This window comes from Verrucomicrobiia bacterium, from assembly GCA_036268055.1.
Classification (GTDB): Bacteria; Verrucomicrobiota; Verrucomicrobiia; order Limisphaerales; family Pedosphaeraceae; genus DATAUW01.
Genome location: DATAUW010000013.1, coordinates 19,046 through 33,025, shown reverse-complemented (window position 1 = coordinate 33,025; position 13,980 = coordinate 19,046). Strand labels below are relative to the sequence as shown.

9 protein-coding genes and 1 tRNA gene are annotated in these 13,980 nt (G+C 55.2%); 6 read left to right on the top strand and 4 right to left on the bottom strand.

The window, feature by feature from the left end; all coding sequences use genetic code 11:
* Nucleotides 1-77: 77 nt before the first annotated feature.
* The 6 genes from aceE (at nucleotide 78) to VH413_07160 (ending at nucleotide 7,920) form a co-directional block, all read left to right on the top strand.
* Nucleotides 78-2,711, top strand: coding sequence for a pyruvate dehydrogenase (acetyl-transferring), homodimeric type (gene aceE, locus VH413_07185; protein HEX3798469.1), 2,634 nt, complete (start codon nucleotides 78-80; stop codon nucleotides 2,709-2,711).
* Nucleotides 2,712-2,752: 41 nt separating this feature from the next.
* The gene (locus tag VH413_07180; GenBank protein HEX3798468.1) at nucleotides 2,753-4,063 is read left to right on the top strand and encodes a 2-oxo acid dehydrogenase subunit E2; all 1,311 of its coding nucleotides are present in this window, start codon (nucleotides 2,753-2,755) and stop codon (nucleotides 4,061-4,063) included.
* A gap of 21 nt (nucleotides 4,064-4,084) precedes the next feature.
* Complete coding sequence (gene lpdA / locus VH413_07175; protein ID HEX3798467.1) at nucleotides 4,085-5,503, top strand: dihydrolipoyl dehydrogenase; 1,419 nt, start codon at nucleotides 4,085-4,087, stop codon at nucleotides 5,501-5,503.
* Nucleotides 5,504-5,567: 64 nt separating this feature from the next.
* Nucleotides 5,568-5,644 (top strand) — tRNA-Pro (locus VH413_07170).
* Between the two features lie 109 nt (nucleotides 5,645-5,753).
* On the top strand, nucleotides 5,754-6,932 hold the full coding sequence (locus tag VH413_07165; protein ID HEX3798466.1) for a redoxin domain-containing protein: 1,179 nt from the start codon (nucleotides 5,754-5,756) through the stop codon (nucleotides 6,930-6,932).
* A 142-nt stretch (nucleotides 6,933-7,074) separates the two neighbouring features.
* A complete protein-coding gene (locus VH413_07160) occupies nucleotides 7,075-7,920 on the top strand; it encodes a type II secretion system protein (protein ID HEX3798465.1) in 846 nt (281 codons plus the stop codon).
* Nucleotides 7,921-7,946: 26 nt separating this feature from the next.
* Here VH413_07160 and VH413_07155 read toward each other — a convergent pair whose 3' ends face one another.
* From VH413_07155 to VH413_07140, 4 genes are read right to left on the bottom strand one after another with little or no spacing between them, the layout of a single operon-like run.
* Nucleotides 7,947-9,557, bottom strand: a complete 1,611-nt coding sequence (locus tag VH413_07155) for an ABC-F family ATP-binding cassette domain-containing protein (protein ID HEX3798464.1) — start codon at nucleotides 9,555-9,557, stop codon at nucleotides 7,947-7,949.
* A gap of 42 nt (nucleotides 9,558-9,599) precedes the next feature.
* Nucleotides 9,600-11,747, bottom strand: a complete 2,148-nt coding sequence (gene mdoH, locus VH413_07150; GenBank protein ID HEX3798463.1) for a glucans biosynthesis glucosyltransferase MdoH — start codon at nucleotides 11,745-11,747, stop codon at nucleotides 9,600-9,602.
* Nucleotides 11,748-11,776: 29 nt separating this feature from the next.
* Nucleotides 11,777-12,370, bottom strand: a complete 594-nt coding sequence (locus VH413_07145; protein ID HEX3798462.1) for a hypothetical protein — start codon at nucleotides 12,368-12,370, stop codon at nucleotides 11,777-11,779.
* The gene (locus VH413_07140) at nucleotides 12,355-13,926 is read right to left on the bottom strand and encodes a glucan biosynthesis protein G (GenBank protein HEX3798461.1); all 1,572 of its coding nucleotides are present in this window, start codon (nucleotides 13,924-13,926) and stop codon (nucleotides 12,355-12,357) included. Before VH413_07140 ends, VH413_07145 begins: the two co-directional genes overlap by 16 nt.
* Between the last annotated feature and the right edge of the window lie 54 nt (nucleotides 13,927-13,980).

Below are 13,980 nucleotides of genomic sequence, written 5' to 3'. Positions count from 1 at the left end.
TGATGAACGAACAGGCGAAAAACTGGCAGGCAGGCGAGCGGCATGAAGACGTGCCGGTCAAAAAAAACGGTTCCGAAATGCAGGAATGGTTTGCCTCGCTCGAGCCCGCTCTGGAATACGTCCTGAAAAATCAGGAGCCGCTAAAGGCCACCCGTTTTCTCGATAAGCTGGTGGGCCGTCTGCGCGAGTCGGGCATCAAAGTGCCGCAAGTCGTCAGCACGCCGTACATCAACACGATCCCGGTCGAGCAGCAAAAACCCTATCCCGGCGATTGGAAGACCGAAGTCAAGATCAAGAGCTTCATCCGTTGGAATGCGATGGCGATGGTCGTCAACGCGAATGCCAAACACGACGGTCTCGGCGGCCACATTTCCACTTTCGCTTCATCGGCCACCTTATACGAGGTCGCATTCAACCATTTTTTCCGTGGACGCCACGGTGATTTCGCCGGAGACATCGTTTATTTCCAGGGCCACGCTTCGCCCGGCGTTTATGCGCGTGCCTTTATGGAAGGCCGTCTCGATGAACGCCACCTGCAAAATTTCCGCCAGGAACTCGCCGAAGGCGGCGGTCTTTCGTCCTACCCGCATCCTTATTTGATGCCGGATTTCTGGCAATTTCCCACCGTCTCAATGGGTCTCGGCCCGATCATGTCCATCTATCAGGCACGCTTTAACCGCTACCTGAAAGCCCGTGGCATCATTAGTGGCGAAGAGCCCAAAGTCTGGTGCTTCATCGGCGATGGCGAAACCGACGAGCCGGAAACCCTCGGTTCGCTCACCCTCGGCGCGCGCGAAAATCTGGACAATCTCGTTTGGGTCATCAACTGCAATCTCCAGCGTCTCGACGGTCCCGTTCGCGGCAACGGCAAAATCATCCAGGAATTGGAATCGCTCTTCCACGGCGCGGGCTGGAACGTCATCAAAGTTATTTGGGGTTCTGACTGGGACGAATTACTCGCCCGCGATACGAGCGGCTTGCTTTTGAAACGAATGGGTGAAGTAGTGGACGGCGATTACCAAAAATATTCCGTCGAACCCGGCAGTTACACCCGCAAACATTTCTTCGGCAAATATCCCGAGTTGCTCGAACTCGTGAATCATTTGAGCGACGAGCAGATTCGCAAACTGCTGCGCGGCGGCCATGACACGCGGAAAGTTTATAACGCCTATCTCGCCGCGATGGAACACAAGGGCGCGCCGACGGTCATCCTCGCGAAAACCATTAAAGGCTACGGCCTCGGCGAAGCCGGCGAGGGCAAGAACATCACGCATCAGCAAAAAAAGCTGAACGAAAAAGAACTGCGCGAGTTCCGCACGCGTTTTGGCATTCCTTTGAACGACGAAGAAGTCGTCGAAACACCTTTCTATCGTCCCGCTCCCGACAGCAAGGAAATCAAATATCTTTTGGAACGCCGCAAAAAACTTGGCGGCTTCCTGCCCTTGCGTTCGGCGACCGCGCCCGCGTTGCAGGTTCCGCGCCTCGAAAGTTTTACTGAATTGACCAAGGGCGGCAGCCCGACCACGACGACCGGCAGTTTCGGCCGCTTGCTCGCGCTGCTCTTGCGCGACAAAAATGTCGGCAAGCAGATTGTCCCGATCATTCCTGACGAGGCGCGCACATTTGGTCTTGATGCCCTGTTCAAAGACATCGGCATCTACGCGCCCAAGGGCCAGCTTTACGAGCCGGTGGACAAGGAATCGTTGCTCTATTACAACGAAACCAAGAACGGCCAGATCCTCGAGGAAGGCATCACCGAGGCGGGTTCGATGTCATCATTCATCGCGGCGGGCACGGCATATTCCACGCACAACGTGAATATGATTCCGTTCTATATTTATTATTCGATGTTCGGCTTTCAACGCATCGGCGATCAGATGTGGCTTGCGGGCGACATCAAGGCCAAAGGCTTTTTGCTCGGCGCAACTTATGGCCGTACGACGCTCAACGGCGAAGGTCTCCAGCATCAGGACGGCCACAGCCTGCTCACCGCCAGCACGATTCCGAGCCTGCTCACGTACGACCCGGCGTTCGGCTTCGAAGTCGCCGCCATCATCGCCGACGGCTTGCATCGCATGTATGAAAAGGGCGAAGACCTTTTCTATTACCTCACGCTTTACAACGAAAAATATGCCATGCCCGCGATGCCCGAAGGCTGCCTCGATGGCATCCTGAAAGGTCTCTACAAATTTAAACCCGGCCCTGAGGGAATGAAGCATCGCGCGCAAATTTTTGGCAGTGGCCCGATCATCAACCAGGCCCTGCGCGCGCAAACCATTCTCGCGGAAAAATACGGTGTGTCCGCCGACGTATGGAGCGCGACCAATTATAAATGGCTTCGCAACGACGCCTTGAAAGCGCGCCGCTGGAACATGCTGCATCCCTGCGAAACGCCGAAAAAATCGTACATCGAAACGCTGCTCGCCAACGAAAAAGGCCCGTTCATCGCTGTCTCTGACAACATGAAAATGGTGCCCGACCAAATCGCGCCGTGGGTTCCGGGCGGTTTGATGACGCTCGGCACAGACGGTTTTGGCCGCAGCGAAACGCGCGCCAACCTGCGCCGCTTCTTTGAAGTGGACGCCGAGTTGACCGTCATCGCCACTCTCTACGCTCTCGCCGAAAAAGGAGCCATCGAAAGAAAGATTGTCGAAACGGCAATCAAAGACTTAAATGTCGCCCCGGAAAAAGTTCACGCGGCGATTCTCTAAATCGTTCCGGGTGTTAGCCGCTGACCGCTATCAGAATCATTATGGACGTAAAATTGCCTAATCTGGGTGAAGGTGCCGACAGTGGCACTGTCGTAAGCCTTTTTGTGAAGGAAGGCGACAGGATCGAGAAGGACCAGCCGTTGATGGAATTGGAAAACGAAAAGGCGGTGGCCACCATTCCTTCCACGGCGTCGGGCGTCGTGGCGAAAATTCACGTCAAGAGCGGCGATAAAATCAGCGTCGGCGCGCGCATCATCACCGTCACCGAAAGCGCTGGCGGTTCAACTTCCGCCGCTGCTCCAGCATCTGCGCCCAGGGAAGAAAAACGCCCCGCCGCCAAGCCTCGCGCCGCCCAACCGGTCATGGAATTGCCGGAAGATGATGAACCTATCGAAGCCGCGCCGGTTGCCGAATCCAACGGCGATGTCGCCGCCTCGCCCTCCATTCGCCGCATGGCTAATGACCTGGGCATTGATCTTACCCGCATTCGCGGCAGCGCGCGCGGTGGCCGCATCGTCCTCGACGACGTCAAGAATTACATCCAGAAATTGACGCGCGCCGCTCAGGCTCCCAAGGCTGCGGTTGGCGCGCCTACGGCGGAAAAACCCGCTCCCGAGAAAATTGATTTTTCGAAGTGGGGCGAGATTTCCAAGAAGCCGATGACCAGCCTGCGCAAGATCATCAGCCGCCGCATGGTGGAAAATTGGAATGCGATTCCGCACGTCACGCAGTTCGATGACGTGGACCTCACTACCATTCTGGAACTGCGCAAAAAATATTTAGCGGATTACGAGAAGCAAGGCGCGCGGCTCACAGTGACTTCGTTCGTGTTGAAGGGCGTTATTGCAGCCTTGAAAAAGCATCCCATTTTCAACGCGAGTATTGATGAAGCGGCTGAAGAAATTGTATTCAAGGAATATTTCCATCTCGGCATCGCTGTGGATACCGAAGCCGGCTTGATCGTTCCCGTCATTCGCGACATTGATAAAAAGAGTCTGCTGCAAATCTCGAAAGACCTCGATGAACTGGCCAAGAAAGCGCGTGATCGCAAAGTTTCGCCCGACGAATTGAAGGGCGGCACGTTCACCATTTCCAATCAGGGCGGTATCGGCGGCGCGCATTTCACGCCCATCGTCAACAAGCCCGAAGTCGCCATTCTCGGCCTTGGCAAAGGCGCGATGAAAGCGGTCGTGCGCAACAAAGCCATCGAGGCGCGCATGATGTTGCCGATCGGTTTGTCCTACGATCATCGCATCATAGATGGCGGCGAGGCGGCGCGCTTCACCGTGGATCTGTTGCAGGCTTTGGAAAACTTCAACGAAGCGGACGTCAAGAACGGTTTGTCAGCGTAAGGGCGCGAGGAAGCACGAAACATGGAACCCATCAAAACTGAAATTGTAGTGGTCGGCGGCGGTCCCGGTGGTTATACGGCGGCGTTTTATGCCGCGGACCTCGGCAAAAAAGTCATTCTCATCGAGCGCGACAAGCGCCTCGGCGGCGTCTGCCTCAACCGCGGCTGCATTCCCTCGAAGGCGCTTCTCAACGCGGCGCACACCATTTCCGCCGCGCGCGAATCCGCCCATCGCGGCATCGTTTTTGAGGCTCCAAAAATTGACACGAACCAACTGCGCGCCTGGAAGGAATCCATCGTCGCGAAACTTTGCGGCGGCATCGGCATGCTCGCGCAAAAACGGAATGTCCACGTCATCCACGGCCGTGCGCATTTTGAAGGTTCCAATTCCCTGCGCGTCGAGACCGAGCAGGGCCAGCAGTTCGTCAATTACGAACATGCCATCATCGCCACCGGTTCCAAGCCGGCCATGCCCAAGGCGTTCGATCTCGGCAACCCGCGCATCATGACTTCCACCGAGGCGCTCGAAACGGAAGACATCCCGGAGAATTTGCTCATCGTCGGGGGCGGTTACATCGGCATGGAATTGGGCACGGTTTACGCCACGCTCGGCAGCAAGGTTGTCATGGTGGAAGCGCTCGATTCCATTTTGCTCGGAGCCGATGCTGACCTCGTCCGTCCGGTGATGGCGTACGCGAAAAAGAATTTCAAGGAAGTGCGCCTCAAGTCGAAGGTTCTCAAGATGTCCACCAGCGGCAAGCAGATCAAGGTGGAATCCGAATTTGAAGGCCAGAAAAAAGAGGAACTTTACGACCGCGTTCTCGTTGCAGTCGGGCGCGTGCCCAATGGCGATAATCTCGGCCTCGAAAGCACGAAGGTTCAAAAGGACGAAAAAGGTTTCATCAAAGTGGATTCCAACCAGCGCACGAGCGACCCGTCCATCTATGCGATTGGCGATATCGCGGGCGGAATTCTGCTCGCACACAAGGCGTTCCGTGAGGGACGCATCGCCGTGGACACCATCATGGGCGAGATCGGCACCGCGGACAAATATGTGATCCCCGCCGTGGTCTTCACCGATCCCGAATTGGCGTGGTGCGGCCTGACCGAAGCCCAGGCAAAGGCCGAAGGCGTTGATATTGAAGTCGCGAAATTTCCGTGGGGCGCATCGGGTCGCGCGTTGACGCTGGATCGTCCGGACGGTCTGACGAAGTTGATCATTTGCGCGAAGACTGAACGCATCCTCGGCGTGGGCATTGTTGGCGTTGGGGCAGGGGAGCTGATCGCGGAAGGCGCGTTGGCGGTCGAAATGGGCGTGACGGCGAAAGACCTCTCTCTGACAGTTCATCCGCACCCGACGCTTTCAGAAACGGTGATGGAAGCCGCTGAAGTTTTCTACGGCCACGCCACTCACACGTTGTCCAAAAAGCGCGCCGAATAGTATTGAATTTGGCATTCGCCATCGTAAGATGATTTTCCGGTCGTTGAAAAACAGCCGGATGGTTCGGGACGTAGCGTAGCTTGGTAGCGCGTCTGAATGGGGTTCAGAAGGTCGTGAGTTCAAATCTCACCGTCCCGACCATTTTCTTCTAAATAACATTTTGTTCCCACGCAATCGCCTCGCCGCTTCCGGCATAAAATCCGCCGTTTCCAGACAATAAAAAGCCACGGACGGCTGTTAAATTTGGCTCATGAAATCATTGGTCAAGTGTCTTAAAACTTCTGATCCTTCAGCATTTGGCCGCCGCCTGCAATTTGCCGCCGTCATCGTTGGAATATTTTTTCTATCCGTTACGTTCTGCGCCGCTGGTCCCATGCTCACGGCGGATGGCTTGACAAAAACCCTCGATATTGGCGCGTCCGCTCCCGATTTTGATTTGCCCGGCGTGGACGGAAAACTTCATTCCCTCAAAGATTATGCCGACGCCAAAATTTTGATGATTGTCTTCACGGCCAATCATTGCAAAACCGCGCAGGCATACGAAGGCCGCATAAAACAGATTGTTAATGATTATGAACACAAAGGCGTCAAGGTAGTAGCCATCGGCGCCAACGATCCGCAAGCTCTCAGCCTCAGCGAAATGGTTTATTCTGATCGCAGTGATTCGTTTGAGGACATGAAAATCCGCGCGCAGGAACGCGACTTCAATTATCCCTATCTCTACGACGGTGACACGCAAACCACCGCGCGGGCATATGGCCCCGTCGCCACGCCGCATGTATTTATTTTTGATAAGGAGCGCAAACTTCGTTACGTCGGGCACGTGGACAATGCTGAAAACATAGACGCCGCCACTCATCAGGACGCGCGCGCCGCCTTAGACGCGTTGCTCGCCGGCAAACCCGTGCCCGTGGAGAAAACCAAAACCTTTGGCTGTTCGATCAAATGGTCGGAGAAGCGGACAGCAGCCGCGCGTGAACTTGCGGAGATGGAAAAAGAGCCGGTTACGTTGCAAATGGCGGATGCCGACGCCATCAAGGCGCTCGTGAAAAACGACAGCGGAAAATTGCGGCTGATCAATGTTTGGGCGACATGGTGCGGGCCATGCCTGCGCGAGCTTCCGGAATTTGTTACCATGAATCGGATGTATCGCAATGGCAGCTTCGAAGTCGTGACCATCAGCGCTGATGATCTCGATAAAAAAGACAAAGTCCTTGCCGACCTTCAGGAAAGAAAAGTCGCGTGCCGCAATTATCTGTTCAGTGGAAAAGACAAGGACGCGCTGGGCGCGGCGATTGATGCCGATTGGCCGGGTGGATTTCCCTACACCATCCTCATCGCACCCGGCGGAAAAATTATCCAGCGCCAAATGGGCGAGATTGATGAAATGAAGCTCAAAAGCGCCATCGCCTACTTCCCCGGCCGATAGAATTCGGCAAGCTTGGCCCAGAGATTGATAATTATTAATTGACGACTCCCGCCGTTCCTGTCATAAAAACAGTCGCTTTGATTCAATAATATTTAATACCCGTTGAGGTAATCTGTACACAACAAATCCCTTATTTATGTTTATGAATCTCGACACACCCGCCGCAAAACCTCTGCGCGAACTTTCCGTGACCGGCCGTTCAAAAATTAATTCGACCAGCAGCCGTGTTCTTAGGGCGGGCGGTTTCACCCTCATTGAACTGCTCGTCGTCATCGCGATCATAGCCATTTTGGCAGGATTGCTTTTGCCCGCACTGGCGACGGCCAAGGAAAAATCCAAGCGCACAAAGTGTGTCAGCAATCTCCGCCAAATCGGGCTCGCGCTGCAAATGTACGCCGACGACAACCATGATTTTCTGCCCGAAAAAACCGCCACCGACCCAGGCCCAGGGTCGGCAATGTGGGACCTCACTCAAAACATGGCGGATTCCCAGACCAAATCAGGTTCTAGCCGTGAAATAGATTATTGCCCCGGAGGATTTACCACCGTTCAGGACAATGATTTTTGGTGGAATTATTCGAGCGGCTGCCGCGTGACCAGTTATCAATGGCTGCTGAGCCGGGACGGCACACAAACCTACAGCACGAGCATCGTCACGCCACCCACGGGTTTGGGCGGTCTTGCGCCGAAAGGTTACATCGTCAAAATGGGCACGGTTTTTAATTCCTTCTATAGTTCGGGAACCACGGAATTGGTCACCGACGTGGTGATCTCGCAAGGTTCGGGAGTTCCCACCGATAAGTTCACCGGCGTCGTCACCGTCAATCCGACGGAATTGCCGAAGGGATATAATAGCAGTCACATGGGCACGTCCGGACGCCCGATCGGAGGAAATATTCTTTTCATGGACCAGCACGTGACATGGCGGCAATTCGCCGACATGAAAGCCTGGGGCTCGTGGTCCACTAGCCGCTGGAATTGGTTTTAATCAACGCCGCTTTTGCAAGCGGCTCATCAACTCGAGGTCAACGCGGCGCGCGCATCATCCGCCGCGCCGATCTTATCGAGAAAATAATCGTAATTTCCCGGATACGATTTTATCTGGCCGGCGTTCACATGAAGAACCTTCGTCGCCAAATGGCGGATGAAATGGACGTCATGTGAAATGAAAACCAGCGAGCCTTCATAACGCTCCAGTGCCAGCGTCAGCGATTCGACAGTCGTGATGTCCAGATGCGTCGTTGGTTCGTCCATGAGCAGCAGGTTCGGCGGATCCACCAGGAATTTCACCAGATTCAGCCGGCTCTTTTCGCCGCCGCTCAACACGCCCGTGAGTTTGTAAATTTCTTCCTTGCGAAACATGAACGAGCCCAGCACCGCGCGCGCTTCGTCTTCACGCATGGCGGGCGCGACGCCCAAGACTTCATCGAGCACCGTCTTATTGGCATCGAGCGTATCGGCGCGATGCTGACTGAAATAACCGAGCTTCGTATTGAGTCCCAGCTTGCGCTCGCCTTTTTGAATCGGCACCGTGCCGGCAAGAATTTTCAGCAAAGTGGATTTGCCCGCGCCGTTCGGTCCGACGAGCACCGTGCGCTCGCCACGCTCAATGATCAAATCCAGCCCCTGATAAACCTTGTGATCGCCATAAGCCATGTGAACGCCTTCCAGCGTGATCGCGCGTTGACCGCCGCGAGTAGGCGCGGGAATCTGAAAGCGAAACGGCTTGCGAGGCGGTGTCGGTTTCTCGAGTTGTTCCATGCGCTCGATCTGTTTTAACTTGCTCATGGCCTGCGCCGCCTTGGAAGGGATCGCGCGAAAACGATCGGCGAATTCCTGAAGTGCCTGAATTTCTTTTTGCTGATTTTTGAAAGCGGCAACGCGATTCTCGTAATTGGCTTCGCGTTGTTGCAGGAACTCCGAATAATTTCCCGTGTACGCGACGAGTTTTTTGTCCGCGATTTCGTAAACCTGCGTCACGATTTCATCCATGAATTGCCGGTCGTGAGAAATCATCAGCACTGCGCCGGAATATTTTTTTAAATAATCCTGCAACCACAGCAACGCCAGCAAATCCAAATGATTCGTCGGTTCGTCCAGCAGCAACAGGTCGGGCTCCATCACCAGCAGACGCGCCAGATGCGCGCGCATCACCCAGCCCCCGCTCATGTCCGATGCCCGGCGATTGAAATCTGTTTCGCGATAGCCTAGACCCGACAACATTTTCTTCGCCTTCGCCTCGACTTGCGGATCGTTCAAGGCGTCGTGTTTCGCATGGGCTTCGAGATAGGCGGGACTCGAAACATCGCCCGCGGCTTCCAATTCGCGGAGTTGCTTTTCGAGCTTCGGCAACTCGCCGACTTTGCCCGTCGCCACTTCCATCACGGTTTCGTCGCCGACCGCTTCACCTTCCTGCGGCAGATAACCAACCATCGTCCACTCGTCGCGTTGAATCGTTCCCTCCTCCGGCTCGGCCCGTTTTAGGATCAACGAAAACAGCGTGGACTTGCCGGCACCGTTGGGACCAACAAGTGCGACGCGGTCGCCATAATTTACCTGCATCGCCGCGTGCTCGAACAGCACCCGGGCACTCACCGAAGTTTTTAAATCACGAATTGTAAGCATGAACAGTGATCAGTATTGCAAAAGCGGGCGGGAGCGCAAACTTCATCGCGCATATTGGCGGATGGCGGAAAGCCACCACGGCGCGAGCGTTTCACCCGCGCGCAGCCAAACCTGGCGGTGCATCCACGAAACCGTATCGGCATCCGATAATAGTAATGCCTTCTCCTGCGGTTTAAGCACGCTCGGACCTTCCGCCAGCAATTTTTCGCCCAGCGCGCGAACTTCCGGCTGCCCGGCGCCGAGTTTTGAAAGCGCCTCCGCATATTCGGGATTCAATTTTTTCTCGCGCAAAAGCGAGACGTGAATCGCATTCACATATGGATCCAAAATGATTTCCGTAAAACCCGCGTCGTGCGGCAGCTTGAAAATATTGGCCGTGCCGGACATCGCGGCCATGCGGACCCGGAGCGTATCGAGTTCCGCATTGGGAATTGTTTCTTCCGGTGTTAGGAACAATCCAACCGCGCGCGCGCGCGAACCCCAACTGCTGCGGCTCGTAAGCACACTCAACGGAATCGCCAGCACCATGCCCGCGCATACCGGCATGAACCACCAAAACATCGAGGGCGCGAGCCACCAAAGCAGACTGCCCCAAACCAGTCCCGCAAGCGTGTGCCCCCAATGGCGTCGCAGCGCGAATTCCCACGATGTGCCATCCGCTGTGCGGTTTTGTGAGCCCCAATTTACACCGATGCCGAACAAAATTGTCACGACGAAGCGCAAATGCCAGAGCATCTGCAACGGCGCGTGCAGAGTGGAAAAAACCGTTTCCAGAACCGTGCTGGAAGTTACGCGTCCAAGTCCGCCGAAAGCACGCAGCCGTTCACGGTCCAGCGCAATATCCGCCAGCGAAAGAACTTTCGGCAACAGAATCACCGCCATGCAAAACAGGAAAATCAAAAGGGCATGCTGGCTGCCCGTTAAATTCAAATACGAAGTCCAACTATGAACCGTGATGTCCGAGAGTCCACTGAAACGATGCAGTCCCCACATCCAATTAAATGTGATGAGGAAGAAAAACCAAAGCGGCCCGGCCAGATAACCAAAAATTCCATTGATCAAGTGCAGGCGGCTGATGCCGCGCAGACCCCGCGCAAATAACACCAGCCCGTGCTGCATATTTCCCTGGCACCAACGGCGGTCGCGTTGCGCATTCTCGATCATGCCTTGCGGCGCTTCCTCGTAACTGCCTTCAAGATCGTAGGCGAGCCAAACTTGCCAATTCTCGCGCAAGAGCAGGGCGGCCTCGACGAAATCATGGCTGAGAATTTGCCCGCCGAATGGTTTGCGTCCGGGTAATTTCGGCAAATCACAATAATGCATGAAAGGGTCCGTGCGAATGATGGCATTGTGGCCCCAATAATTTCCAAAACCTTGCGCCCAATAATTCAAGCCAGTCGCGAAAATCGGCCCGTAAAAACGATTCGCGAACTGCTGCAGGCGGCCGAAAAGAGATTCGGCATTCACAAGTCCCGGAACCGTTTGAATCAGCCCCACGCCGGGATTTGCCTCCATCAATTTTACCAGGTCAACCACCGTCGTTCCGCGCATGACGCTGTCCGCGTCGAGCACAATGAAGTAGCGATAACGCCGCCCCCAGGTGTTCAGAAAGTCGCGCACGTTGCCGCTTTTCTTGCCTTCGTTATTAATGCGGCGGCGATAATAAATGCGCCCGAGCGCGCCGAGTTCGCGAATGACATCATGCCAGCGGCGTTCCTCTTCGGCCCATTTGTCGGGATTGGTGGAATCGCTTAGAATGAAAAAATCGAAGCGCTCAATCTGGCCGGTTTTTTCCAGTGATTCGTAGGTGACGCGCAAGCCTTCGTAAACACGGAGAACGTCCTCATTATAAATCGGAATGATAATCGCCGTGCTGGTGCCTTCGAGACTTTGCGAATGATAATCGGCGAGGCGCGTGATGCGATGCCGGTCGCCGACGAAGCGCAAAATGAATCCATAGATCGCGGTCGTGCAACCAATCGCTGAAAAGAAAAACAAAATAATGAACAACACCAGCAATGCCGTTCGCGAAGTGGACCAGCCGGTGCGCCAAAGCAAATCCGCGAACGTCACCGACACCAACCCCGTTAGCAATACCGCGAACGAATAGAAAATAAATACGCGCAATCCGCCGCGCACGTGTTTGTCCGGGCGAATCGTGTAGCGGAGAGATTCATCATTTGCTGGCATCTTTGTGGTTTCCGTTGGGGCGGTGTTCATCAACGATGCGTGACCATGAACAACAGAACGAGCAACAATCCGAACAATATCCAGATCGTGACCATGCGCGCGTAGGGCAGGTGGGTGAGATTGGCGAGCGTGGTGATCGGGCCGAGATGCAATGGGCGCGGCGCCATTTTTGAGAGCTGAAAATCCGGCCCGGCTTGCAGGTAAGCTTTTTGCATGGCGGAAATAAATTCAGGCGGCCACGGGCCGGGTTGGAGGAACAATTCCTGCCATTTCCCCGGCATGTCGGCGAGCAGCAACGCCAGGCGTCCACGAGTCGAAAGCATGTGGTCCGAACCCGTTGGCGATACCTGCAACACTTCAGCGTACCAACCGGTGACGACGTGATCCAATTCCTCCGCGGCGAGTTCCGTCGCGGAACGCTTCGGTTCGTTCGGCGCGCGGCGCATTGCGCGTTCCAGCACCTGAGTGACAAGGCGTCCGAGCAACACTTTGTTGCGCACTCGCAAGGCGTGGAAATAACTTTCCACCTTGCCATAGGCGGCGTTCCATTCGTCGAGCGAACGCCCTGCCAGCCGGCCCGGCTGATTGGGTGCGCCACTGGAAATATTTAAGGCGGGCTCCACAGGTAAGTCCATGTTTCGCTGAGGACATCCTGCCCTTTCTTCATGGTGCAACGGATATCCACGGGATCGGTATTGCCGGGCTTCGGTTCCATTTTCACGATCGCGCGCCAATCATTAGTCTGCGGGATTTTGAAAACCAACCGCTCGGTGATGCTCGCGTTGTCGCTGCAACTCGCGATCACTTCGGGCTCGATCCCTTCCGGCAGCGCGGCAAATTTCGGCCCGCCAAAATCAATCACGAATTGCCGCCACGTCGGATGCGCCGGATCCAACCCGATGCGCGTGGCCAATACTTTGTTGGGCGAAAGCTTGCGGTCCGTTTCGCGCGTCCAAAATTGCGTGTAGCCGAAATGGAAGGGCTGCATGGGCTGTGGTTTCACTTTCGGTTCCCAAAAAGCAACGATATTGTCCAGCCCTTCATAGCTCGTGCTCAGTTCCACCAGATGCACTTCGCCATCGCCCCAGTGGCCTTTTGGCTCGATCCATACGCTCGGCACGAGATGATACGAATTAAATATGTCCTGGTAATCCGCGAATTCGCGGTCGCGCTGCAACAGTCCGAAGCCGTGCAACTCCTTCGTCGCGAATTTCTGATGGCGCATCGTCTTCGCGTTATTCAGCGGACGCCACAAGGTTTCATTATTGTCCAAACGCATGAGCAAACCGTCGCTGTCATGGACTTCAGGACGATAGTCATCGAACTTGCGCTCGGAATTTTCGCCAAACCAAAACATGCTCGTCAACGGCGCCATGCCGATCAAGTCAATGGGCTTCTTTTTAGCATCCACAGCTTGCACTTCCGCCGGCTCGCGAAAGAAAAGCACGGCCTCGATTTGCGCGGTGGTGGTTTCACCGGGCCGGATTTGAAATTCATACGCGCCCGTGCAACTGACGCTGTCGAGGATCGCAAACAGATGAAGCTGCGTGTCGTTCGTTTGCGGTTTCCCCAGCCACCAATCCGTGAAGATGGGAAATTCCTCCGGACGATCCGTCTCGCCGCAATCCAGCGCGAGGCCGCGCGCGGATTCACCGTAATGCTGCCCCTTGCCCAGCAGCCGGTAATAACTCGCCCCCAGAAAAGCGCCCAGCTCGTCCAGTTGGCCCGGCCGATTCAAATCGCACAAAACCCGGAACCCGGCGTAGCCCGTTGTGACCGGGATTTGATTTTTTATTTTCAGGTTTCCGTAGTCGAAAAAATCCTGCACGAAGCGGATCGGCTGAACGTAATCGTAGGAAAATTCATTCACATGCACCGGCTCCTCGTAAAGGTAGCCCGGATGAAAAAATTCCACGACAAACGGCAGCTTCTCCGCCGACCAAAGCGCTTGATCATGGCGAAACCGGATCTCGCGATACTTGTCGTAATCCAGATTGCTTGCCTTCAGAACATCCGGCAAGTCGGCGCGCGGGGAACGGAATGGCTTGGCCGCGCGCGCCTCGGCTTTCTTCGCCACGTAATCGAGAGTGACGTCGGCAGACTCCATCCGGGCGAACGTCCTTTGCGACGCCACCGTAAACACCACACCGGTCAAAATCAGGCAGGGAATCAGCCTCATGGCAACCTGTTAGTAGCGAATAGAACCAGATTATGCAAGACTCGCCGGGGGATT

Excerpts from the sequence above, each read along its gene's own strand:
- VH413_07165 (HEX3798466.1), top strand. The coding sequence starts at position 5,754 with ATGAAATCATTGGTCAAGTGTCTTAAAACTTCTGATCCTTCAGCATTT.
- mdoH (HEX3798463.1), bottom strand. The coding sequence starts at position 11,747 with ATGCCAGCAAATGATGAATCTCTCCGCTACACGATTCGCCCGGACAAA.
- VH413_07155 (HEX3798464.1), bottom strand. The coding sequence starts at position 9,557 with ATGCTTACAATTCGTGATTTAAAAACTTCGGTGAGTGCCCGGGTGCTG.
- VH413_07140 (HEX3798461.1), bottom strand. The coding sequence starts at position 13,926 with ATGAGGCTGATTCCCTGCCTGATTTTGACCGGTGTGGTGTTTACGGTG.
- VH413_07180 (HEX3798468.1), top strand. The coding sequence starts at position 2,753 with ATGGACGTAAAATTGCCTAATCTGGGTGAAGGTGCCGACAGTGGCACT.
- aceE (HEX3798469.1), top strand. The coding sequence starts at position 78 with ATGCAGGAATGGTTTGCCTCGCTCGAGCCCGCTCTGGAATACGTCCTG.
- VH413_07160 (HEX3798465.1), top strand. The coding sequence starts at position 7,075 with ATGAATCTCGACACACCCGCCGCAAAACCTCTGCGCGAACTTTCCGTG.
- lpdA (HEX3798467.1), top strand. The coding sequence starts at position 4,085 with ATGGAACCCATCAAAACTGAAATTGTAGTGGTCGGCGGCGGTCCCGGT.